This window comes from Sulfurospirillum halorespirans DSM 13726 (assembly GCF_001723605.1).
Taxonomy (GTDB): Bacteria; Campylobacterota; Campylobacteria; order Campylobacterales; family Sulfurospirillaceae; genus Sulfurospirillum; species Sulfurospirillum halorespirans.
Window position 1 is genome coordinate 1950035 of record NZ_CP017111.1, and the last position, 19539, is coordinate 1969573.

Annotated in this window: 23 protein-coding genes; 10 read left to right on the plus strand and 13 right to left on the minus strand. The window is 42.6% G+C overall.

Going from position 1 to position 19539, the window contains the following annotated elements:
- Positions 1–22 precede the first annotated feature (22 nt).
- The 7 genes from SHALO_RS09705 to SHALO_RS09735 all read right to left on the minus strand — a co-directional run bounded on the left by SHALO_RS09705 (position 23) and on the right by SHALO_RS09735 (position 5313).
- Positions 23–1243 (minus strand): ArsS family sensor histidine kinase, encoded by a 1221-nt coding sequence (locus tag SHALO_RS09705; RefSeq protein WP_069478355.1) that lies wholly within the window; start codon positions 1241–1243, stop codon positions 23–25.
- Between the two features lies 1 nt (position 1244).
- Positions 1245–1916: a response regulator transcription factor gene (locus SHALO_RS09710; RefSeq protein ID WP_069478356.1), complete on the minus strand. Its 672-nt coding sequence runs from the start codon at positions 1914–1916 to the stop codon at positions 1245–1247.
- Positions 1913–2290 carry a Spy/CpxP family protein refolding chaperone gene (locus SHALO_RS09715; RefSeq protein ID WP_069478357.1) on the minus strand — a complete coding sequence of 126 codons (378 nt, stop codon included), beginning with the start codon at positions 2288–2290 and terminating at the stop codon, positions 1913–1915. The genes SHALO_RS09710 and SHALO_RS09715 overlap by 4 nt, the downstream gene beginning before the upstream one ends.
- Positions 2291–3394: a cytochrome b/b6 domain-containing protein gene (locus tag SHALO_RS09720; protein WP_069478358.1), complete on the minus strand. Its 1104-nt coding sequence runs from the start codon at positions 3392–3394 to the stop codon at positions 2291–2293.
- Entirely contained in the window at positions 3391–3849 is a 459-nt protein-coding gene (locus SHALO_RS09725; RefSeq protein WP_238585229.1) for a diheme cytochrome c, read from the minus strand. Before SHALO_RS09725 ends, SHALO_RS09720 begins: the two co-directional genes overlap by 4 nt.
- A 6-nt stretch (positions 3850–3855) precedes the next feature.
- Positions 3856–4272: a DUF1924 domain-containing protein gene (locus SHALO_RS09730; RefSeq protein WP_069478360.1), complete on the minus strand. Its 417-nt coding sequence runs from the start codon at positions 4270–4272 to the stop codon at positions 3856–3858.
- Between the two features lie 90 nt (positions 4273–4362).
- The gene (locus SHALO_RS09735; RefSeq protein ID WP_069478361.1) at positions 4363–5313 is read right to left on the minus strand and encodes a hypothetical protein; all 951 of its coding nucleotides are present in this window, start codon (positions 5311–5313) and stop codon (positions 4363–4365) included.
- Between the two features lie 158 nt (positions 5314–5471).
- Between SHALO_RS09735 and SHALO_RS09740 the strand changes: the two genes are divergently transcribed.
- The 6 genes from SHALO_RS09740 to SHALO_RS09765 all read left to right on the plus strand — a co-directional run bounded on the left by SHALO_RS09740 (position 5472) and on the right by SHALO_RS09765 (position 12087).
- A complete protein-coding gene (locus tag SHALO_RS09740; RefSeq protein WP_238585230.1) occupies positions 5472–7382 on the plus strand; it encodes a propionyl-CoA synthetase in 1911 nt (636 codons plus the stop codon).
- Positions 7383–7387: 5 nt separating this feature from the next.
- Positions 7388–8266 carry a methylisocitrate lyase gene (gene prpB, locus SHALO_RS09745; protein WP_338011926.1) on the plus strand — a complete coding sequence of 293 codons (879 nt, stop codon included), beginning with the start codon at positions 7388–7390 and terminating at the stop codon, positions 8264–8266.
- 114 nt (positions 8267–8380) lie between these two features.
- On the plus strand, positions 8381–9508 hold the full coding sequence (gene prpC / locus SHALO_RS09750) for a bifunctional 2-methylcitrate synthase/citrate synthase (RefSeq protein ID WP_069478363.1): 1128 nt from the start codon (positions 8381–8383) through the stop codon (positions 9506–9508).
- 13 nt (positions 9509–9521) lie between these two features.
- Positions 9522–10976 carry a 2-methylcitrate dehydratase gene (gene prpD, locus SHALO_RS09755; protein WP_069478364.1) on the plus strand — a complete coding sequence of 485 codons (1455 nt, stop codon included), beginning with the start codon at positions 9522–9524 and terminating at the stop codon, positions 10974–10976.
- Positions 10977–11077: 101 nt separating this feature from the next.
- The gene (locus tag SHALO_RS09760) at positions 11078–11560 is read left to right on the plus strand and encodes a YajG family lipoprotein (RefSeq protein WP_145923252.1); all 483 of its coding nucleotides are present in this window, start codon (positions 11078–11080) and stop codon (positions 11558–11560) included.
- Positions 11561–11745: 185 nt separating this feature from the next.
- A complete protein-coding gene (locus SHALO_RS09765) occupies positions 11746–12087 on the plus strand; it encodes a zinc ribbon domain-containing protein YjdM (protein WP_145923253.1) in 342 nt (113 codons plus the stop codon).
- On the opposite strand, the gene SHALO_RS09770 is transcribed toward SHALO_RS09765, so the two are convergent.
- The 5 genes from SHALO_RS09770 to SHALO_RS09785 are packed head-to-tail and all read right to left on the minus strand — an operon-like array spanning position 12084 to position 14882.
- Positions 12084–12407, minus strand: coding sequence for a branched-chain amino acid transporter permease (locus tag SHALO_RS09770; protein ID WP_069478366.1), 324 nt, complete (start codon positions 12405–12407; stop codon positions 12084–12086). The two genes, SHALO_RS09765 and SHALO_RS09770, sit on opposite strands and share 4 nt — an antisense overlap.
- Positions 12397–13071: an AzlC family ABC transporter permease gene (locus SHALO_RS09775; protein ID WP_069478367.1), complete on the minus strand. Its 675-nt coding sequence runs from the start codon at positions 13069–13071 to the stop codon at positions 12397–12399. The genes SHALO_RS09770 and SHALO_RS09775 overlap by 11 nt, the downstream gene beginning before the upstream one ends.
- A 23-nt stretch (positions 13072–13094) precedes the next feature.
- Entirely contained in the window at positions 13095–13265 is a 171-nt protein-coding gene (locus SHALO_RS15390) for a hypothetical protein (protein WP_168156751.1), read from the minus strand.
- Positions 13266–13271: 6 nt separating this feature from the next.
- Positions 13272–14060 (minus strand): flagellar basal-body rod protein FlgG, encoded by a 789-nt coding sequence (gene flgG, locus SHALO_RS09780; RefSeq protein ID WP_069478368.1) that lies wholly within the window; start codon positions 14058–14060, stop codon positions 13272–13274.
- Between the two features lie 18 nt (positions 14061–14078).
- Positions 14079–14882 carry a flagellar hook-basal body protein gene (locus SHALO_RS09785; RefSeq protein WP_069478369.1) on the minus strand — a complete coding sequence of 268 codons (804 nt, stop codon included), beginning with the start codon at positions 14880–14882 and terminating at the stop codon, positions 14079–14081.
- Positions 14883–15055: 173 nt separating this feature from the next.
- Between SHALO_RS09785 and rpoD the strand changes: the two genes are divergently transcribed.
- Together rpoD and SHALO_RS09795 are read left to right on the plus strand one after the other, a co-directional pair.
- The gene (rpoD, locus tag SHALO_RS09790) at positions 15056–16912 is read left to right on the plus strand and encodes an RNA polymerase sigma factor RpoD (protein WP_069478370.1); all 1857 of its coding nucleotides are present in this window, start codon (positions 15056–15058) and stop codon (positions 16910–16912) included.
- A 3-nt stretch (positions 16913–16915) separates the two neighbouring features.
- The gene (locus SHALO_RS09795) at positions 16916–17602 is read left to right on the plus strand and encodes a hypothetical protein (RefSeq protein ID WP_025345310.1); all 687 of its coding nucleotides are present in this window, start codon (positions 16916–16918) and stop codon (positions 17600–17602) included.
- Positions 17603–17647: 45 nt separating this feature from the next.
- On the opposite strand, the gene SHALO_RS09800 is transcribed toward SHALO_RS09795, so the two are convergent.
- Positions 17648–18022 carry a winged helix-turn-helix transcriptional regulator gene (locus SHALO_RS09800; protein ID WP_238585231.1) on the minus strand — a complete coding sequence of 125 codons (375 nt, stop codon included), beginning with the start codon at positions 18020–18022 and terminating at the stop codon, positions 17648–17650.
- A 143-nt stretch (positions 18023–18165) separates the two neighbouring features.
- On the opposite strand from SHALO_RS09800, the gene SHALO_RS09805 reads away from it, so the two are divergent.
- Together SHALO_RS09805 and SHALO_RS09810 are read left to right on the plus strand one after the other, a co-directional pair.
- A complete protein-coding gene (locus SHALO_RS09805) occupies positions 18166–18783 on the plus strand; it encodes an NIPSNAP family protein (RefSeq protein WP_069478371.1) in 618 nt (205 codons plus the stop codon).
- A 71-nt stretch (positions 18784–18854) separates the two neighbouring features.
- Complete coding sequence (locus tag SHALO_RS09810) at positions 18855–19538, plus strand: flavodoxin family protein (RefSeq protein ID WP_069478372.1); 684 nt, start codon at positions 18855–18857, stop codon at positions 19536–19538.
- Position 19539: the final 1 nt, after the last annotated feature.

Genomic DNA, 19539 nt, shown 5'->3' on the forward strand with positions numbered 1-19539 from the left:
GTGCTAGACTTTTTTCAATGGGTTATGAAAAAAGTCTAATGCTAAAACTATTCCAGCCCTCTTTACATGTAAGACTCAGTTTAAATCCATGCTTTTGGACAATCTTTTTAACAATACTCAACCCCAAACCAAAACCCTCAGCTCCTCTAGTATCATCACCTTGGGCGAACGGTTCGCAGTAATACTCCAACGCGTGTTTGAGTGCTTCACCTCTGCTTTTAACGCTGATCGTGCGCTCTTTTACTTCGATGAGAATGGGTTTTTGTGTGGTGTATTTTAACGCATTATCGATTAAGTTTTTAAGCGCAATGGAGAGGTAATTAAGATCACCCTTGATCTCAAAAGGCTCATCGATGTGAAGCTCCACCAAACTTTCATCTTCAATCAGTGCGCGTGAAAGGGACTCTGAGATGAGTGTTTCGGCATTGAAACGCGTAAGATTTAGTTGTTCCATATTGGCATTGAGCCGCTCGATATCTAAAAGCTCTTTGGTCAACTCATCAATCTGGGAAATCGCTTTTTTAAGACTCTGCTGATACTTCCCCTCCCCTAACATCTCTAAGGCAAGTTTGGATTTGGCAAGTGGTGTGCGAAGTTCATGCCCGATGTCACGAAGCAAGCGTTGACGTGAAAGAATCAGCGCTTCGATGTTAGACGCCATCGCATTGAAGGTATTAGAAAGCTTGCCAAGTTCGTTGGAGCCAAAGCGTTTCATTCTTACATGTAAAGCACCTTCGCCAAATTTTTGAAGCGTTAACGCAATCTGTTTGAGCGGAAAAATAAGCTTGATGACCATCAAAAAAGTGATAATAAGCACAAAAATATCGGCAAAGATCAGATAACTCACACGATCAAAATGATAAAAACCCTCCTCTTGGGTTATGTCGCGTACCAACAAGCTCTCATCCAAATAACTCAGGAGCAAAAGGTATCTGCCTTTGGTATCCATCAAAATTTTGACTTCTCCAAAGGAGCTGCTTTTTTCATAAATCGTTTGAGAGCCTTCCAACACGCTTTGCGACTCTGCAATGAGTTCAAAGTTAAAGGATTGAAGCCTTTTGGTAAGCGATGCTTGATCGTCATTGGCAAGGTCGCGAAAGAGCTCGGTGGAGGCTTGAAGGTACTTCTCTTTTAAGAGCATCTCTATTTTGGCTTGGGTGAGTTGGTTTGTTTCGCGTGAGACAAAAAGCATCAACGAAAGACTGACTAAAAAAAGTAAAAAGAGTTTGGTAAAAATGGACATCTTAACCGACCATTTTATAGCCAATGCCCCAAACCGACTTGATGTATTTGGGATTTTTTGGATCATCGCCTATTTTGGCTCTGAGATTGCTGATGTGCATATCGACCGTGCGATCTTTAGAGTTGTAGCCAATGCCATTAATCGCGTTAAAAATTACCTCACGCGAAAACACTTTGCCTTGATTGGAGAGTAAAAGAAGTAAGATGTCAAATTCGATTTTCGTTAAATCTAAATGATAGCCCTCCAAAGAGACTTCCATTTTCGCTTCATCGATTTCAAAATCTCCCACGCGCTTGTTTGACTGGGTATTTCTACGCAAAAAGGAGTTGATTTTTAGCACCAATTCACGTGGCTCATACGGCTTTGCAAGGTAGTCATCGGCACCCACGCCATAACCTAAGATTTTATCGCTGAGTTCATTGCGCGCCGAGGAGATAATGATATGCGCGTCACTCATCGCTCTAATCTCTTTGCACACATCAAACCCATCCATCTGCGGTAACATCAGATCAAGGACGACCACTTTATAGTGCGAAGGATTGGCTTTCAAATGTGAGAGAGCCTCTTTAGGTTTATCAAAAGCCTTCACTTCAAAATCGTAATTGTGCAGGTAATCACCAATGAGCGATTGCATCTCCAAATCGTCTTCGATGAGTAAAATTTTCTCGCTCATTCCACTTCCCACTCTTCAAGGTTATGTGCAAATTTTTGGCGTTGTTCTGGGGTTAAAAGGTTGTGCATTTGCAGTAAAAAATGGCTCTCTATCGCGCTGGATTTTTGGCTGATTGCTTGGTTGATTTTCTGCAAATCTTCTTCGTTTAAAACCTCATGCGTCAGCAATGCCTCTTTTTGATCTTCCATCTTTCCCTTGAACTCACGAAAGGCTTTGATGTCGACTCGAAACTGCTTAATAATGCTTTTCGCAACCTCTTTTTGCTCAGAGGTTAACTCCAAATAAGAGAGGTCTTTACTCAGGTGATGCTCTTTTTTACCGTCATGATCGGCATACAGACAAAGTGTGAGAAGTAAAATGAGCAGTATCTTCATTTACAGCCTTTTAATATCGCGATTGTTCAGTAGTCCATTTTCAATATTATCATGGCATGCCTTACAATTTGATGGTTTTCCAATATCCGCTTGTGCAAAAACAGCTTTGTCAATCTTTTTGTGGCGATTTTTCCAAAAAGGTGTTTCGGTGATCGCAAGATAGGTTTTATCGTTTTCCAAGCTTGCTAGAATACGCAGAGAAGACTCTTTGGTGGAAGTCTCAGAACTGTTTTTCACTAAAAATGCTTTGATCGACTCTGTGGTTGCAGCATCCAGTGAGGCATCATCGCCAAAGTGGTTTTCCAGTGTGTCCATCATGCTCACCCACGATTTTTGTGGCAGTAAAAAAGGAGGATAGAGTGTATGACAACTGATACACTCTTTGTAAAAGGCAGGGTTCTCTTTGGTGTAGTCCATTTTAGGATTGCCATCGGCGATTAAAAGACTGTTAGGCGCTACGAGCATATACACAAACGCAAAGAGAGAAAGCGCAATGGCAACACCACCAAAGATTTTTTGCATCAGTGTGAGTTTAACACCCTCTTCCTCGCCTAGCTTATACCCATCAACCATCGACTCTAAGGCGCGTGATTTATGGAAAAGCTTATCCAATAAAACACCCGCGATATGCGCAAAAATCACCGCCATCAAGACATTGGCAAAAAACTCATGCACCTCTTTAAAAAGTTTCATATCGCGAAACATCGTGTGATTCATAAAGGAAAACACGCCCATGCCCTCTTTGACGCCGTACGTTAACGCACCTGAGATTACCGCTAAAAAGGTTAAAACGATCATCGCGATGATGGCATAACTCGAAGCTGGATTGTGCCCGATGTACTCTTTTTTGTTGCCAAAAATGGAAAATATATACTCTTTTAAATCGCTAAGATTAAAGTTAAAATCTTTAAATTTAGAGTATTTGACATCCAAAAAACCCCACAGAATTCTAAACAAAAACAGCAGTGCGAGTGTGTACCCCAGCGCTACATGTAACGTAAGTAAACGTTTGACTTCGGGGGTAAGAAAAACCGCCAACATCATGACCATAAGCAGTGCATGTGAGACTCGTGTGTAAAGTCCCCAGACTAAAATCTTTTTCATTCCCATCTCCCATAATTTGGAATCACGATAGCGCGTTCGCTGTAGTTGCCTTTATCCGCCGTGGTGTGACAGGCGAGACAATTAGCGATTGAATTCACCTCTTTTTGCTCAATGAATTTCGCAGGAATTTTGCGATGCTCTTTGATGAAATAAGGCGACTTTGTGATCTGCATCGTGCTGTTGTTTGCAGTAATCTTACCGCTTCCTGCATTACTTACAAGATAGCTTAATATCTGCTCACTTTCAACCTTGCCTAATGAGGCGTCGGTGCCAAAGTGATCGCTCAGATTTCCCATCACTTTTTCCCATGAAGCTTTACTTAAAAGGGCTGGCTGATACCCAAAGTGACAACTCGCACACTCTTTTTGATACTGTGCATTATCCGCAGGTGCAACACTGCCTGCAAAGGCAAAGCTGAGTCCAAGTGCTGTGATTAAGAGTAATTTTTTCATCATATCTCCTTATTGGTTAATGATGTACGTTAAAACATCACCTTTTTCAAGCGCGACTCCCTCACGCGCAAACACATCGTTGAAATTACGTCTCAGCCACTTTTCGACCTCAGCAACATCGGTAAGGCGAGTTGGATTTACAGATGGGGCTAATGCCGTAATAGGTTTGTTGGTATTGACATTTTGCCCACCATTTTTGAGATTGGTTGAGTGACACGTGGTACAACTCATCTCGCCTCCTTTTTTGCCCGTATGTTTGGAGACAAAAAGTGTTTCGCCTCGCTTGGCATCAAAGCCAGAAAAACTAGGATTTGCAGCCTTTGCTTCGGTGCTTAAGCCCTCCATGTAGGTTTTCATGGGGGTATTGAACTCTTTGGCATTGAGCAGTGTGAATGTCAGTAGGATAAAACAGACTGTTTTTTTCATATCGAACTCCTAAATTGATACTGAAATCTTAGGACAACAGTGTCAATTTAGGGTTGACTTCTTCTTTACACTTTCTTTACATGTAAAGAGTTAGGGCAACTCCGTTCGCGGCTCAAACGGTGAGATATTGTTGAGAAACAAAGCTCCATACGGTGTCTGCTTTTCGATGTCATAGTAACAATCAATCAGCGTTTTATCGGAGACAATGGCACCCTTAATGATACGAAGAATCTTAGCAGCATCGGTACGAATGATATGACTTGGCGCTTGGGAAGCGGAAGTAAAGTAGCGGTGCATGCGGTAGATCAATTTTTTGTTTTGAATCTCAACGATTAAAGAGTCAATCGGCATTTTGAAAAACATAAAATTTTGCTTGACATTGATGGAGATGTACGCCGTGTCCATGCCGTAGATCTTCGTCGAATGCGAGTCAAAAAAGTAGAGGCTTTTGTTGTAATTGTCGTAAAAAGTGTCGTGCATGAGCTCTAAGATTTGTATTTTTTCACTCTTGGTGTAAAAATTGCCTATGTGTGAAAACGCAAAACGCAACAGCGATTCGATGGAGTACCACTCGGTTGATTCAAACGCATAGTTAGAAATCTGCTCATACCGCAATTTTTTAAGCTCCACCGCTTCGGCAGAAATCACCCGTTTGTAAGGCGTTGGAACCACTTTGTCTCGATACGCTGGACCAGGGAACTGCGGATGGATCACAAAGCGATCTTGCGCCTCTTTGTCTAAAATGTACCGAAGTCCGCCCTCATAGCCTTGATCGATAATGCGTATCTCATCTTTGGGAATATGCTCCAACATATCTTCAAAATCAACCCCATTGCACTCACTCTCCCAAATAGTAGGAGGATAGCGAAAAAATTTGGAGATGGAAGTTTTAACCTCAGAGGAAGGCTCTTTGGTGACCAGTTTGTCGATCCATGCAGTGAGGGTTCTGCGGTCTTTGTTGATGATGGAGGCAAACTTGGAGATACTGAGACCCGAGCGATTGTAAATCGCAACAATTTTCTCGATGGCGTTATCGTACATGAAGCTCACCTTAGTACTTTTTAACTACATTATGTATAAAAACTGTACGAGTCTAGCATCTATGTCTGAAAATTGTCTTAAAAAATCAAAACTAGTACACTGAATTAAACCTTAAGTCGTTATATAATTGTTCAAAATTTGTACTACAGGAGATGTCAGTGTCATTGAAGTATGAGTCAACTTACAAAGAGTCCATTGAGAACCCAGAGAAATTTTGGGCACAAGCGGCGACAAAAGTGCATTGGTATCACCAATGGGACAAAGTCTTAGATGTCGTTGATAACCATTATAGATGGTTTGTTGGCGGATGTATGAACAGCTGTTACAATGCGCTGGATTTGCACATTGACAATGGCCGAGGTGACCAACTTGCCATTATCTATGACTCGCCTGTCACCGATACCAAAAAAACCTATACCTATAGGGAACTACGCCAAAGAGTCTCTAAAACGGCGTCCATTCTTGTAAACAAAGGTGTCGTCAAAGGCGATCGTGTCGTCATTTATATGCCAATGATCCCCGAAGCGGTCATTGCGATGCTAGCGTGTGCGCGCATCGGAGCGATTCACTCCGTTGTTTTTGGTGGATTTGCTGCTCACGAGCTAGCAACGCGTATTGATGATGCCAAACCTCGCGTCATTATCAGTGCCTCATGCGGTATTGAGATCAGCAAGCTAATCAAATACAAACCTCTTTTGGATGAAGCCATCAAACAATCGACCCATAAACCAACGACCTGCCTTATCTGGCAACGCCCGCAAGAGAGAGCCAATATGCTTCCATGGCGTGACATCGACTGGGAAGTCGAAGAGGAAAAAGCGGGCTTAGTTGAGTGTGTGCCCGTTGATGCGACTGATCCACTTTACATTCTCTACACCTCAGGAACGACAGGCAAACCTAAAGGCGTTATTCGCTCTAATGGCGGTCACTCGGTTGCAATGAAATGGTCGATGGACAATGTCTACAACGCCAAACCAGGCGATGTTTTCTGGGCTGCCAGTGATGTGGGTTGGGTTGTCGGACACTCCTACATCGTGTATGGACCTTTGATGAACGGATGCACGACCATTATCTATGAAGGGAAACCTGTACGAACCCCAAATCCAGGTGCTTTTTGGAGAGTGTGTGATGAGTACAAAGTCAATATACTTTTTGCTGCTCCTACCGCATTTCGTGCCATTAAAAAAGAGGATAGCAAAGGTGAATGGGTCAAAAAATATGATCTAAGCGCACTCAAAAGCATCTTTTTAGCCGGCGAGCGCTGTGACAGTGATACGTTAGAGTGGATCACCAAAATCACCAATAAACCCGCCATTGATCACTGGTGGCAAACCGAAACGGGTTGGGCAATCGCAGCCAATCCTATGGGACTTGACCCAATGCCTATTAAAGCAGGCTCTCCTACCAAACCAATGCCAGGGTTTAACCTCAAAGTGCTTGATGAACAAGGCAATGAGTGTAAACCTAATCAATTAGGCAATTTGGTACTCAAACTCCCACTCCCGCCTTCGTGTTTGATGAGCATTTGGTCGGATGATCAACGCTATAAAAAATCGTACCTCAACTTCTACCCCGGCTACTACCTCACGGGGGATAGTGGCTACATTGATGAAGACGGTTATGTCTGGGTAATGGGACGTATGGATGGTGTCATCAATGTCGCAGGTCACAGACTTTCCACAGGAGAGATGGAAGAGGTCATCTCAAAACATCCCGATGTGGCAGAGTGTGCGGTTATTGGTGTGGATGATGAACTCAAAGGCGAAGTACCAATGGCATTTGTTGTACTCAAAGATGGCATTGAGCGTGACAATCGCTCCATCGCGGATGGCGTTATACAACTGGTGCGTGAAGAGATTGGTGCAGTGGCAGGACTTAAGCTTGCGACTGTCATTGAAAAACTTCCTAAAACGCGTAGCGGTAAGATTTTGCGAGCCACGATGCGTTCAATGGTCGATGGTAAAGAGTGGAGTATGCCCTCCACCATTGAAGACGAAAGTGTCTTAGCTGACATTCAACAATCAATCGAAAAACTGGGATACCCCATCCCTAAAAAAGGAAAAAAATGAGTATGATCAGTGCAGGTTCACTCTTTAGAAAAGCGGTTAATGAAAACCATCCGCTTCAAATTGTCGGTGTCATCAACGCCTACAGCGCTATGCAAGCAGAGCGTGTTGGGCATAAGGCGCTCTATCTTAGCGGCGCAGGCGTTGCCAATGCGAGCATCGGACTTCCTGACCTTGGTATGACAAACTTAGAAGATGTCTGTATTGATGTCAGACGCATTACGAGTGCCAGTTCATTGCCTCTATTAGTCGATGCGGATACAGGTTGGGGTGGCGCTTTTAACATCGCTCGTACCATCAAAGAGCTTACCCGTGCAGGTGCAGCGGCCTGTCACATTGAAGACCAAGTCGCACAAAAACGTTGCGGCCATCGCCCCAATAAAGAGTTGGTCAGTAAAGAAGAGATGTGTGACCGCATCAAAGCTGCCATGGATGGCAAAATTGATGATGAGTTTGTCGTCATAGCACGCACCGATGCACACGCCATGGAAGGTCAAGCAGCAGCGCTTGAGCGGGCGCAGGCATACGTTGAAGCGGGGGCTGATATGATCTTTGCCGAAGCGATTCATACCCTCGAAGAGTACAAACAATTTACCAAAATCATCAAAGTACCTGTGCTTGCCAACATCACCGAATTTGGGCAAACACCCTACTTTACATGTAAAGAGTTAGAGTCCGTTGGCATCTCGATGGTGCTCTACCCACTCTCAGGCTTTCGCGCGATGAATCAAGCCGCGTTGACGGTCTTTAAAGACATCTTGAAAAATGGCAGTCAGAAAAATTCGATCCCTTTGATGCAAACGCGTACAGAGCTTTACGACATGTTGAACTACCACGCCTTTGAAGCGAAGATCGACGCACTGTTTACATGTAAAGATCAAAAGTAATCGTTTACATGTAAACATTTCTGCCAACACCGTTGGCAAGCTTTAGCGCCCCAGTGGCTAACGTAGGGAAAGGAGCTTTGCTTCTTTCCCGTGTAAAATTATCAAGGATAAAAAATGGAAGCAAAAGAGAAGAAAAAAACAGGTGGACTCGCAGGTGTTGTTGCAGGTCGTTCTGCTATTTGTACCGTAGGAACGGGGCATGGTCTGAATTATCGAGGCTATGACATCTACGATCTGGCAAAAAATGCAACCTTTGAAGAAGTCTCCTACCTTTTAACCAAAGGCGCTCTACCCACACAAAGTGAGCTTGAAATTTACAAAAAAGAGCTCATTCAAGCGCGTGCATTACCCGATGCACTCAAAGTGGTGCTTCGCACACTGCCTAAAAATGCTCATCCGATGGACATTATGCGTACGGGCTGTTCGACACTGGGGTGTTTAGAGCCAGAAGCCGATAATTTTAGCGATCAAGGTGCGAAGATTACCCGTTTGATGGGCATTTTTCCTTCCATCTTACTCTACTGGCACCACTACCATGTGAATGGCAAAGAGATCGATACGAACAGTTCACAAGATACCATCGGTGGTTATTTTCTGGAAAAACTCCACAACAAACAACCCAGCGAACTGTGGATCAAAGCGATGCACGTCTCGTTGATTCTCTACGCGGAGCATGAATTTAACGCCTCTACATTTGTAGCACGCATTGGAGCTTCTACGCTTTCTGATATTTACTCAGCGATCACTGCGGCGATTGGCGTGCTTCGAGGACCTTTGCACGGAGGGGCGAATGAAGCAGCGATGGAGCTCATTTCAGAATATAAATCGGTACATGAAGCAACGCGTGGTATTTATGAAAAGTTAGAGAATAAAGCCAAAATCATGGGTTTTGGACACCGTGTCTATGTGAGTAATGACCCACGTAACATTGTCATCAAAGAGTGGTCACGCAAACTCGCAGACGATGTGGGCAATAGCACGATCTTCCCTATTTCTGAAATCATTGAAAAAATCATGTGGGATGAGAAAAAACTCTTTCCAAATCTTGATTTCTACAGCGCTTCAACGTACCATTTCATGGGCATTCCAACAGCTTACTTTACGCCGATATTTGTTATGAGCCGAACAGCGGGTTGGGCAGCGCACGTGGTCGAACAACGAGGCGACAACAAACTCATTCGCCCCAATTCAGAGTACATAGGACCAGAGAATAGAGCCTATGTTGACATCAAAAACCGATAAATAAAGGAACACTATGAGTACAGATATGGGTATTTTAGATACCAAGCGACCCGAGTTTGACCCCCTTTTAACCGACATTGCACGTTACGCTTCAGAATTTAGCATCAAAAGCGATGATGCCTATGAGACAGCGCGTTACTGTTTAATGGATACGCTAGGATGTGGACTTTTAGCCCTGAAATTTCCACAATGTACCAAACTTTTAGGACCCGTCGTTCCAGGCGCTTCGATGCCACATTTGGGTGCAAAAGTACCAGGAACTTCCTACCAACTTGACCCAGAACGTGCTGCGTTTAACGTGGGTGCGATGGTTCGATGGCTTGATTTTAATGACACATGGTTAGCGGCGGAATGGGGACATCCGAGTGATAATCTAGGCGCTATTTGGGCAGTGGGCGATTACATCAGCCGTCGCAATATCAGCGAGGGAAAAGCGCCTCTTAAAGTCAAAGACATTTTAACCGCGATGATCAAAGCGCATGAAATTCAAGGTATTTTAGCGCTTGAAAACTGCTTCAACAAAGAGGGAATGGATCACGTGCTTTTAGTCCGTGTGGCATCCACGGCGGTTGCTGCTGCAATGCTGGGAGGCACATTTGAAGAGATCAGAAATGCCGTTTCACATGCATGGGTTGATGGTGGGGCGCTTCGTTGTTACCGCCATGCGCCTAATACGGGCTCTCGTAAATCATGGGCAGCAGGCGATGCGAGCAGTCGAGGGGTGAATTTAGCGCTTAAAGCACTTGCAGGTGAAATGGGTTACCCCTCAGCGCTCAGTGCAAAATTCTGGGGGTATGAAGATGTCAAGATGGGCGGTAAGAAACTCACCATTCCACAACCTTTTGGAAGCTATGTGATGGAGCAAGTGCTGTTTAAAATCAGCTTCCCAGCCGAATTTCATGCCCAAACCGCTGTTGAGTGTGCCGTAAAACTTCACAATGAAGTCAAAGATAAGCTTGATGCAATTGAAAAAATCGTCATTACGACACAAGAGTCAGGTCACCGCATCATCAATAAAGTAGGTCCTCTTGCCAACCCAGCCGATCGTGACCACTGCATTCAGTACATGGTGGCGATTCCGCTGATTCATGGCAATTTGATCGCAGAACACTACGAAGATCTGTATGCCAACGATCCTCGTGTCGATAAACTTCGTGATAAAATGGAAGTCGTTGTCGATGCGCGTTACACCAAAGAGTACCTTGAAGCCGACAAACGCTCCATCGCCAATGCCGTACAAATCTTTTACAAAAATGGTAGCAAAAGCGAGAAAGTCGAAGTCGAATACCCAATAGGACATAAGAGGAGACGAAAAGATGGAATCCCACTTTTAATCTCAAAATTCAAACACAACCTAGCAGGCAGACTTAGCCCAAAACAGTGTGCAACTATAGAAAAAGCGTGTGAAAATCAAGCAAGCCTTGAAGCGATGAATTTCAACGAATTTAGCGACCTCTTTGCCCTATAATTTCTAAGAAGCCCTTCGTATAGGGGCTTCTTTCCCACAAAGTCTTATTAACATTTCTAATGTACAATAGCATATCTCGTTTTTACATGTAAGGACTTTTTATGCGTACTCTTATGACGACTATCCTTCTGTTCGCAACATTGATGCTCAGCGGTTGTGCTCCAAAAGAGGTCAATTTAGCAACCATCAACCCTGTTTTGAGTCCTGCGCCTAACCAAATTATTGCGGTCTACGATCCTGATCGCGACACGATTATGTTTCATGAGTTTTCACTGAAAAACAGTGTTTTAGTGGAGCAAACGTGGGGCAAAGTCTTGCCATTTCGGGTCGAATTTATGGATTTGTGGGTGACGGGTTTGGGGCATGATATTCGTCGTTTGACCAATGGAAATGCCGAAACGATCAAGGAAGCATTGCTGTATGACGCAGCATTGCAAGGGATGCAAACCTTACATGTAAACCAAAAAGATTATATTATCGACTACGAATTTGCCCGCGATATGCAAAGTGCGATTGATCGTTACGAAGAGAAGATGAAACGCTATGAAAGAGACCGCGAATTCCCGCGTATCATAAACCACTAATAGAGTTACTCTACAACACGCTTTTAAAGCAAAGCTTTAAAAGCTACGTTAACACTAGGTTTTCTTCGGCAGAAAGCCCACGCACCCTTGGTGCTTTTACTTCTTGCAAATTGAGTTTTGTAAAAACTCTAATCTCTTTTTGAGACGAGTTTTGGCATACTAAAAAGAAATCATTAAGAGAGAGTATCATGCAATTACCTGCTTGTCCAAAATGTAACTGTGAATATACCTACGAAGATGGCGAGATGATTATCTGCCCTGAATGTGCTCATGAGTGGTCTAAAGATGCTACGACAAACGAAGAGTCTGCGGCAAGCATCAAAGATGCGCATGGCGCAATTTTAAGCGATGGTGACACGGTTGTGCTGATTAAAGATTTGAAACTCAAAGGCTCCTCTGCGGTCATCAAAGGTGGAACCAAAGTGAAAAATATCCGTTTAAATTACGAGAGCGACCATAATTTGGACTGTAAAGTCGATGGCATTGGCGCGATGGGGCTTAAATCGGAGTTTGTCAAAAAAGCTTAAAGTACCTTTTGAATTAAAATCATATACGTTAGTGTTGCGACAAAAATGCTCAAAAGGGCGTTTTTAAACTTTACATGTAAAGCAATCGCAACACTGACACCAATAATTTCGGCTAAACCATACGGATAACTTTCCCACTTCACATCTTTCAGCGCGTAAAAGACCAAAATGACCATAATCATGAGCGGCATATTGAGTTCAATGTATTTAATCAGGGGCGAAGGCTCGCGTGTACGAAAGAGTAAAAACGGGATGATGCGCGTTACATAGGTTAAAACAGCCGCAACGGCGATACTTCCGATGAGGTAACTACTTTCCATTTTCCATACTCCTCTTAAAAACGATCAACACAAATGCCGCCGCACACAGCGATAAAATCAGCATCTTTTGCGGTGGAAACAGCACCATGCCAAACAACCCGATAATCAGTGCCACAAAAAAGGGCTTATGCAGTCTGTTTTTCTTATACAGCTCAATGGAAAGTACCACAAACAGAGCCGTTAAAGAGAACTCAATGCCCTCGTAATTAAATGGCAAAATGTTACCCAGCATCGCGCCCATCACACTGCCTACAATCCAATAACATTGATTTAAAAAGGTAATCAGCAGGTACGCTCTCTCACGGTTGCCTTCAGGCACTTCCGTGGTTTTTAACAGCGCAAACGTCTCATCGGTCAGTCCAAAAATGAGGTAATGCTTCTTCCATGAAAAATGTTTAAAGGTTGAAATCATCGAAAGCCCGTAAAAGGTGTGGCGAAGGTTGAGCAAGAAGGTGGCGATGCCAATTTCCAAAATCGTTGCTTGTGAGGCAAAAAGAGTGAGCACTAAAAACTGACCCGAACCTGCAAAGATAAAAGCACTCATAAAAAAAGCATAATACCACGGAATAAGAAGCTTTGAAAGCAGCAGACCAAACGCCATGCCAAGGGGAATGTAGCCCATCATAACAGGAATCGTAAGTTTCAAAATAGCCAAAAAATTCATACGTCTTCTTTTACATGTAAAGATTATTTTTTGATATAGCGATCCAAATACTTTTGGGTGGCATTCGCATCGCTTGATTTTTGCTGTAGCTCTTTTTTAGAAGCACTCTCTTTAGGCGTTGCATCACTAAAATAGAGTTGATCGATCGCGACAATCAGCGCGATTACGATCAAAAACGGTATAAAAATGAGCATAGTATATTATGATTTGAGTGCGTTGACGGTTTGAAGCATCTCATCACTGGTCGTAATGGCTTTTGAGTTCGCCTCATACGCCCTTTGCCCGATGATAAGATCGGTCATCTCATCGACAAGTTCGACGTTACTCATCTCAACAAATTGTTGTCTCACTTGTCCAAGACCATTTAAGCCGGGAGTATCCAAGATAGGATCGCCTGAAGCGGTGGTGTTGATATAATTGTTATCGCCCAAAGAGTGAAGACCTGCGGGGTTGATAAAGTTGGCAAGCTCGATCTGACCAATCTCTGTCGTTGCAGTTTGACCCGATTGTAAAACCGAGACAATACCATCAACGCTGATGTTAACCTCTGTTGCATCCTCAGGAATAACGATATTTGGGATAAGTTGATACCCATCGCTGTTGACGATATTGCCATCTCCATCAAGTTTAAACGAACCATTTCGCGTATAACCTGTCGTGCCATCAGGAAGCTCGATTTGAAAAAAACCATTTCCCGTAATTGCCATATCCAACGAGTTACCGGTCTCTTTAAAGTTACCTTGTGTGAACTGCTTTGCAATCGCTGTTGGGCGAACACCCAGACCGATTTCGATTCCCGTAGGTGAAGACGATGTTCCACTGGTGGATGTTCCTGCGTAGGTCATGGTTTGGTACATCAAGTCTGCAAACTCAGCGCGCTGTTTTTTATAGCCAATGGTATTTACGTTTGAAATATTGTTTGTGGTGGTATCGATCTGCGTTTGTTGCGCGATCATACCCGTTGCTGCTGTGTAAAGTGATCGTATCATGTGTTATTCCTTATTTTTTTATGCTTTGGTCGAGGCAAGTTTTGAGATGGCTTCTGAGTTGAGATCGTTCATGTGCGATTTCATCACTTTTTGGTATATTTCCACCATACGATTGGTCTCAATGAGCCCAACCATTTCCGTCACAGGATTGATATTGCTGGTCTCTAAAAAACCTTGTTCTATCAGATTTCCATCTTCCAGTTGCGTTAACTCATCGGTACTTTTAAAGGTATAAAAACTTGCACCTTCTTTGAGCAATGATTTAATGTCATCACTTTGCACGATCATGAGATTGCCTATTTGATCTTCTCTGTTGTAAACGCCACCCGCTTTATCGACTCTAAATTCTCCATCATCAGGAATGGTGATGTACTGCTGATTTTGAAAATAGGTCGCTGGTAAAACAGGATAGCCCTCTTTTGTCGTTAAAACGCCCTCAGAATTGAGCGTAAACGCGCCATTTTGGGTCAAGCGAATACCATTAGGGGTTTCCACCATAAAAAAAGCATCTTCACGTTTCAGTGCAAGATCCAACGCATTTCCTGTTCGTTTAATGCCACCTTGTTGGTACTTCACATACTCTTCAACCACTTGAGGCACTCTGACACCCACGGCATTCATAAACTTACTCGCCTCTTTGGTGTTGTCTTTAATCGGCATCTCATCTTTGTATTCTTGAAAAATACGTTTAAAATCTCCGACAACGACATCGTCTCTTTTGAAGGCGGTGGTATTTAAATTGGCAAGGTTATTGGAGATGAGGTCGAGTTTATTAAACTGAGTGACCATCGCTCCGGTAACGCTGTAGTAGCTACTTTGCATTGTTTTTCCCGCTGTTTTTAAAATCTTTCCTTACTTGAAGCAACTCCCGTTCCACTTTACCAAAATAATTTTTTAACGTCATTTAAAAGAAAACTCGGTATAATCCACATCTTTTATTAAAGAAAACAAGAAATTTCCACCTCCATACACCTTACTCAAGGAGAGTCACACTTATGGCTTCAAAAGAACTCTATACCGCATTAGAAGAACTTTTTGCAGAAAACGAAAAAGCATACGTCACTTACGAAAATGTCATGGATCTTTTTGTAAAGCCACCTACCCCTGCAAACGTCAAAAAACTGATGAGCCTTTTAGAAAAATACAAAGTTACCCTCATCTCTTCAGCTGAAATTGCCAAAATGCGCAATAAAGAAGAGGCGCGAAGACGCGAAGAAGAGCGCCAAAAAATCAAAGACGACGCCTTAGAGGAAGAGTTTGATCTTGCGAGCGAAAAAGAGCTTTTAGAGTGGTCACGCAGTGATAGCCCTGTTAGAATGTATCTTCGTGAAATGGGACAAATCTCACTTTTAACCAAAGATGAAGAGATCGACATCAGCAAAAAAATCGAATTTGGTGAAGACATCATCATCGATGCGTTCTGTTCCGTTCCGTATCTTATCGACTTTATTCTAGACTACAAAGAAGCGCTCATTAACCGCGAGCGTCGTGTCAAAGAGCTTTTTAAAACCTTTGAAGATGACAGCGACGATGGCGATGATGAAGAAGAGTTTGACGAAGAAGAAGGTGAAGAAGGTGAAGAAAAAAAAACTTTCTCTAAAAAAGACAACACGAGAACTGAAAAAGTTATCGAAAGCTTTAAATCACTTGAAAAAGCGAAAAAAGATTGGCTCAAAAGTCTCACCAGACCACCTGAAGAGAACTTGGATGATGCTGAAGAAATGATGAACTACGATCTTGGGTTGGCGTACAAAAAGAAACTGCTTAAAGACGCACTCATGGATCTTGGACCTACCAGTAAGTTGATTAACGAGCTTGTAAAATCGATGGAAACAGCACTTAAAAGTGACTTTGAGTTCGATAAAGAACTTAAACGTTTAGAGTACCGTTTACCCCTTTTTAACGACACTCTTAGAGAAAATCACGTTAAACTTTTAACCAACATTGTTGATCTTACCAAAGAAGACATCACGACCATGGTTCCTGAAGCGACGATGGTTTCGACCTACATGGAGATCAAAAAGCTTTTCCAAACGAAAGAAGCCAGCAAACAAGGGTTTGATCTTGATCCTGAGAAACTCAAAGAGGTTTTAGAGCAGATCAAACGGGGTAAAAAAATTGCCGATGAGTCTAAAACGCGTATGGCAAAAAGTAACCTTCGTCTGGTGGTTTCCATCGCAAAACGTTACACCAACAGAGGCTTGCCATTTTTGGATTTGATTCAAGAAGGCAACATCGGTTTGATGAAAGCGGTCGATAAATTTGAGTACAAAAAAGGGTACAAATTTTCAACCTACGCGACATGGTGGATCAGACAAGCCATTTCACGTGCCATTGCCGACCAAGCGCGTACGATTCGTATTCCGATCCACATGATCGAGACGATTAATCGTATCAATAAGATCATTCGTAAACACCTTCAAGAAGAAGGCAAAGAGCCTGACATCGAGACCATTGCATTGGAAGTGGGTTTGAGTGCCGATAAAGTCAAAAACGTCATTAAAATCACCAAAGAGCCCATTTCGTTGGAAGCGCCTATTGGTAACGAAGACGATGGTAAATTTGGCGATTTCGTTGAAGATAAAAGCTCTATCGCCCCAATCGACCACATCTTAAAATCGGATCTAAAAGACCAAATTGATGAAGTGCTGGATCAACTCAATGATCGTGAGAAAGCCGTCATTCGTATGCGTTTTGGTTTGATGCACGATGAGAGCGACCGTACGCTTGAAGAGATCGGTAAAGAACTTAATGTGACGCGTGAGCGTGTCCGTCAGATCGAGAGTTCTGCGATTAAAAAGCTCAAACATCCAAAAGTTGGACGTAAACTTAAAAACTATATCGAGAGCTAGTCCATGAGTAGTTTCGCAGAAGCGTGGATTGAGCACGACTACAATCCTTTCATTGTTTTTGATAACACCGGCAAAATCATCTCCCTCAACCAAGAAGCGCAATACCTTCTTGGTGAGGTCAACCATAAAAAAATCTTCGACATTGCCCAAACGTATGCCAGTATGACCTATGGTTTTAAAACGACCATCGTCGACATCGCCTTTAGTTCGTACAAATTTTACGCCATCACAGTAGGGTATGACGATGAGACGTCTATCGGGATCAAGCTGTACAAAAGTGCTACAAAGAAGTTTGCGAACGTTGAAGAGTACGGCGAAAGTGTCAACATCTACGCCCTTTTAGACCTTTGCATCAGTGCCTCTTCCACCAACTCAACGATCAAATTTAAAAAAGAGTTTGACCCCACGTTTCCCGATGTTCGCCTTAAAGTCGAAGACTTTATGAAACTGCTGACCAAGGTCTACCAGTCGCACATTACCTCTTCGGTCATTACAACGCGTTTATCGCTTATCACAGGTGAATACATCCGTTTTAACACCAAAAAATACCCAATTTTTTCCATCTCCATCAAAGGCGATAACAGGGATCGAAACTACGAAAAAAGCATCGAAGAGATTGCCGTAAAAGGTAACTGTACGATTCATTTTGAAAATGACGAAACACTGATTCACTCCGCCATGGTTTCCTAGAAATCTTTACATGTAAAGTCATTTGGCTTTACATGTAACCTTCATTTAAGAGCTTAAACATGCTCCTCCATCAAGCGCTTCAGCTGGATTCATGTGCTCTTTTCCCCACTGATACATCAAACTTAAAATCGGTATCAGCGTTTCGCCCTCTGGAGTGAGCGAGTATTCTACTTTGGGCGGCACTTGGTTGTACTGCTCTCTGTGAATGATATTATGGCTCTCAAGCTCTTTGAGCTGTTGACTCAACGTTTTGTGCGCGATGGGCTGTAGCATCTCTTTTAAACGATTGTAGCGTATGACTTTGGATTCTGATATCTTCCACAAAATAATCCACTTCCACTTTCCCTCAAGAATTGACATCGCATAATACATAGGACATTTTTCGTATTTATCGCTGAATTTTTCCATTTTTTGCTCCATTACTTCCCTTTTGGTTAGTATATAACTAAAAAGTTCATTCTATACTTAAATAATATATTGCTCTATACTTCTATTTGAGAGCATTGTGAAATCAAGTAGATATTCATACTCTAAGACGTAAAAAATTATCGAAAGGAAAAAAGATGATTTATGAACTAACAACGATGCATTTGCATCTTTGGGGAACACAAAAAGCTGTGGAAGGTATTTTAAACTATAAAAATACATCACACAGTAATGGGAGATTACTAGGATGTTGGAAAATTGAAATTGGTTCTATTGGGCCTGATTCTTTGCTTGTATTACGAGAGTTTGATAATGCAGGAGATATATTGGCTGAAAGGGAAAAATTCTTATTCGATAATAATCCTTTCGGTATAGGCGATGTGTTAAAAGAATTTAAAGTGGAATCCTTTATGCCATTTCCTTTTATGCCTCCGATAAAAATTGGTCAATTAGGACCAATATACGAATTCAGAGAGTATCAACTTGCGGTAGGTGGTATTAAAAAAAGCATAGATGCATGGGAAAAAGATTTGCCAGCACGGCAAAAAATCTCGCCTGTCATTATAGCCATGTACGCCTTGGAAGGACCGGCTCGTATAATGCATATCATCGCGTATGAAAGTTTTGAATTCCGACTTAACGTGAGACAAGAATTATATCAGAAAGGAATTTGGCCACCAAAGGGAGCAGCTGAGGAGATTATAAAGGCTACAAATATGATAGCGTTGCCAACGTCCGTTTCACAGTTAACGTAATCAGCTAGCGTATATTTTGTACGTTTTGCTAGCACTACATCTATATATCAAAATAGTAACAAGGAATTAATATGAAAGTTGTAGCCATCAATGGAAGTCCACGCAAAAATGCCAATACCGCAACCCTGCTTAAAAATGCCCTTGAAGGAGCAGCAAAACAAGGGGCACAAACCGAGCTAATACACCTTTATGACCTCAACTATCAAGGCTGTGTGAGCTGCTTCGCCTGTAAACTCAAAAGCGGAAAATCCTATGGAAAATGCGCGCACAAAGATGAGCTCAAACCCCTTCTTGAAAAACTACGAGAAGCAGATGCCATTCTCTTAGGCTCACCCATTTACTTTGGTAATATCACCGGCATGATGCGCTCTTTTATTGAGCGTTTGGCATTTCAATACACTCTTTACGATGTCAATTACTCCTCTTTATTCTCCAGAAAAATACCCATAGGGTTGATGTACACGATGAATTTAGATGAAAAACGAATGCGAGAATGGGGTTATGTTGAAGCGCTTAGTGGTCTTGAAAAAAGACTTGGCAGTATTTTTGGCTCTTCTGAAGCGCTTTATGTCACCGACACCTATCAGTTTAAAGACTACTCCAAATACGAAGTAACCGCCTTTAGCGAACCGCACAAAGCCCAAAGGCGCAAAGATGTGTTTCCCAAAGATTGCGAAAAAGCGTTTGATATGGGAGTTCGCTTTGCCACGCAAGGTGTTTCATCCACGTTTTGCAGTAAAATGGCTCCGCATTAGA